The organism is Mesorhizobium sp. M7A.F.Ca.CA.001.10.2.1 (assembly GCF_003998575.1).
GTDB lineage: Bacteria > Pseudomonadota > Alphaproteobacteria > Rhizobiales > Rhizobiaceae > Mesorhizobium.
This window is the reverse complement of record NZ_RZQY01000695.1, coordinates 1-3,101: the sequence shown is the minus strand read 5'-3', so window position 1 is coordinate 3,101 and position 3,101 is coordinate 1. Positions and strand designations below refer to the sequence as shown.

The 3,101-nt window shown below is 61.2% G+C and carries 3 protein-coding genes and 1 pseudogene; 1 reads left to right on the top strand and 3 read right to left on the bottom strand.

Annotated features, from left to right (window positions below):
• Both EN964_RS30155 and EN964_RS30150 read right to left on the bottom strand, forming a co-directional pair.
• Positions 1 to 468 (bottom strand): annotated as a pseudogene (locus EN964_RS30155) (dihydropyrimidine dehydrogenase); the annotation flags it as partial.
• A gap of 142 nt (positions 469 to 610) precedes the next feature.
• Positions 611 to 1,327, bottom strand: a complete 717-nt coding sequence (locus EN964_RS30150; RefSeq protein WP_127270190.1) for a gamma-glutamylcyclotransferase — start codon at positions 1,325 to 1,327, stop codon at positions 611 to 613.
• 164 nt (positions 1,328 to 1,491) lie between these two features.
• On the opposite strand from EN964_RS30150, the gene EN964_RS30145 reads away from it, so the two are divergent.
• A complete protein-coding gene (locus EN964_RS30145; RefSeq protein ID WP_127270192.1) occupies positions 1,492 to 2,268 on the top strand; it encodes a VOC family protein in 777 nt (258 codons plus the stop codon).
• 81 nt (positions 2,269 to 2,349) lie between these two features.
• Here the strand turns inward: EN964_RS30145 and EN964_RS30140 are convergent, their stop codons facing one another.
• On the bottom strand, positions 2,350 to 2,838 hold the full coding sequence (locus tag EN964_RS30140; protein ID WP_127270194.1) for a hypothetical protein: 489 nt from the start codon (positions 2,836 to 2,838) through the stop codon (positions 2,350 to 2,352).
• Positions 2,839 to 3,101 lie beyond the last annotated feature (263 nt).

Below are 3,101 nucleotides of genomic sequence, written 5' to 3'. Positions count from 1 at the left end.
GGCAAGGCCGGCCGGCCCGGCGCCGACCACGGCGACAGTCTTGCCGGTCGGCTCGGCGCGCGGGTAGAACTGTTTGTTCTCGCTCATGGCGACGTCGGTGGCATAGCGCTGCAGGCGGCCGATCTGCACCGGCTTGCCTTCCGCCACTTCGCGCACGCAGACTTCTTCGCACAGCGTTTCGGTCGGGCAGACGCGGGCGCACATGCCGCCCAATATGTTCTGGTCGAAGATGGTCTTGGCCGAACCGATCGGATTGCCGGTCGAGATCTGGCGGATGAACAGTGGAATGTCGATCGAGGTCGGGCATGCGTTCATGCACGGCGCGTCGTAGCAGAAATAACAGCGATCGGATTCGACCAGCGCCTCGTGGTGATCGAGCGGCGGATGCAGGTCGGAAAAATTATCCGCATACTGGTCGGCCGAGAGCCTGCCGCCCGCAATGCCTTCCCTGAATTGGCCTTCTGGCATCGTCAGTTCCCCATGTTTTCTTTTGAGGAAGGCTAGCACGTTTTATTTTTTTATCAATTGGTCAATTTTCGGCGCAAGTCTCTGAAAAGGCTGGATAATAACATGATTTTTTTACTCATGTTATCGGAGGCCGAGGCTGCTTTCACAGTGCGAGCGAATGGCCGGGTTCAAGCTTACAGCCATGAATGGTCTTGACCTCCTCTGCGACCAGCTGCTGCAGTCGCCACAGATTGCGGTCATGGATGCCGAACGCCTCGAGGTGGCTGACCGTGTTGTAGAGATATTCGGCGCCGGATCCGATATGCCCGCAGGCTCTGGCCAGCACGCTCGCCACTCTGTCCAACGGCTGGTTCAGCGACGTTCCCCTGCCCTTCACGCCGACCCAGAAGCCGAGCGCGCGCAGCGTGCCTTGCGGCGTATGCACCGGCAGCCACCGGACCGTCTCGATGCTTTCGTGGTCGCTGATTTCGCGCCGCAGCAGCCTTTCGACCTGCGCCGGCTTTTCGCCCTCCGGCAAGCGATAGATCACGCCGTTGCAGCGTCCGCCCCGTTCGAGCGCCATCATCAACCCAGGCTGCTCGGCACTGCCCCGCCAACGCACCATGTCGAGGCAGAAAGAGCGGTGCCAGCCAAAGGCCGTGGCGAGCTGTTGCTCGACCGACTCGAATTCCGGCTTCCAGATCAGCGACCCATAAGCGAACACCCATAGCGGCCCCTCATCGGCTTCATTGGACAGCCGCAAGGCAAGGTCTCGAAAGTCCTCGTCGTTCATGTCTGTCCAGCTCGGGTCCGGGCCGGGATCGGCCTCCTCCCGATGGCACAGTGCGACAAGCTCGGGCGTGAGCGACATCAAGCGCATGAACGACAACCCTTCATAGCCGTAGAGAAATCGAAAACCGCTGGGTGCGCAACCAGGGAACGCTTGGCACACACACCCATTGTTTTCCGGGCGGTGTCGGATTCCCGTCGTGAGGATCGTCCTATGATGGACGACGATCACGTATGAAAGGTGAGGAGACCGAAATGCCAAAAGCCCCGATGCCCTTCTTCTGGTACGAATTGATGACGTCAGATCTCGACGCCGCCGAGGCATTCTACACCCAAGTCATCGGCTGGACGGCGCAGCCCTTCGACAAGGCGCCCGGCATCCCGCGCTATGTCGTGATGAATGTCGGCGAACGTGGCGTCGGCGGCCTGATGACCTTGCCTGAGGATGCAGCCAAGATGGGCATGCCGCCCGCCTGGCTTGGCTATATCCACACCAGGGATGTCGACGCTGCCACGGCATCGCTGGAGAAAGCCGGCGGCACCGTTCACCGCCAGCCCGACGACATTCCGGGCGTCGGCCGCTTTGCCGTCGTCGCCGATCCGCAAGGCGCGACCTTCATGTTCCTGCAGCCAAACGGTCCCGACCAGCCTGTCGTGCCGGCCGGCACGCCGGGCCACATCGGCTGGCACGAGCTTTATACGAGCGACTGGAAAGCCGCGTTCGATTTCTATTCCGAGCAGTTCGGCTGGGTCGACGCCGGCGATTTCGACATGGGCCCGGTGGGCACTTACCAGACCTTTACAGCCGGCCCCGAATCCGGCGGCGGCATCATGAACAAGCCCGAGCAGATTCCGGTCCCGGTCTGGCAGTTCTATTTCAATGTTCCGGCCATCGATGCGGCGGCCAAACGGGTGACCGACAATGGCGGCAAGATCCTGATGGGGCCGATGGAGGTCCCGGGCGGCAGCTGGATCGTCCAATGCCAGGACCCGCAGGGCGCGCATTTCGCCTTGATGGCGCCGGTCCGCTGACCGCGATCGAACATCGCTGAAACAAAGCGCGGGCTTTCATCGGACTACCGATGAAGGCCTCTACCCCTGACTGGCGCCGTCTCATTCCGGCGCCAGCACCGCGACCTTCAGCTCAGCTTTCTTCGCGCCGCTGAACTGAACGGTGGCCGGGCCAGGCGCAAGCTTGAAGCGCACGCTCTTGCGGATGCCAGGGCATGTTTTCACGCCACTATAGCCCGCCGACTTGATGGCCTGGCCATTCTGGATGACATCGATCCAGGCCTCGCCCGAGAGACTGATCTGGATGGCCCCCTCGGACGGCACCTCCACGCTGGCAACGGCGCCAAACGTGTCCGATGCCGGCGCACGTTCGGGCGCTACCGCAAAACCGGCTTTCCCTACCGGCACCAGCGCCAGGTCCGCAGCCTCACCAACCGCCAGCGCCGCTCCGGACGGCGTTGCCGGTGCTGCGGCAAACAGGGTCTGCTCCCGCGTCACCGGCCACTTGAACGCCTCACAGCCGGCGTCCTCGGCCATGGCGAAGCTAATGCCTGCGAGGATCGCGAAAAGGCTGATGACGACTTTTTTCATGGCAAAGGCCCCCACACATTCAGGATTGTTGTACACGCATCAATACAACCATAGAGATACTAATGCAACCTTGGCGAGAAAATTTTAATGGCAATTGGGAACATTCCCAATCACCGATTGTTGACGGCAGGCCATGCGAAGTGAATGGTCATTCCTGGGCGATAATCTATGGCCGGGCGGATTGAAAATGGAGTCATTATGAAGCTTTTCGAAAGCCTCTCCAGATACCAGCCGCAGGCGCTCGGCGTGTTGCGCATCATGAC

What these genes read in the sequence shown, in the direction of transcription:
- EN964_RS30150 (WP_127270190.1), bottom strand. Translation starts at nt 1,327, where the DNA reads ATGCGCTTGATGTCGCTCACGCCCGAGCTTGTCGCACTGTGCCATCGG.
- EN964_RS30140 (WP_127270194.1), bottom strand. Translation starts at nt 2,838, where the DNA reads ATGAAAAAAGTCGTCATCAGCCTTTTCGCGATCCTCGCAGGCATTAGC.
- EN964_RS30145 (WP_127270192.1), top strand. Translation starts at nt 1,492, where the DNA reads ATGCCAAAAGCCCCGATGCCCTTCTTCTGGTACGAATTGATGACGTCA.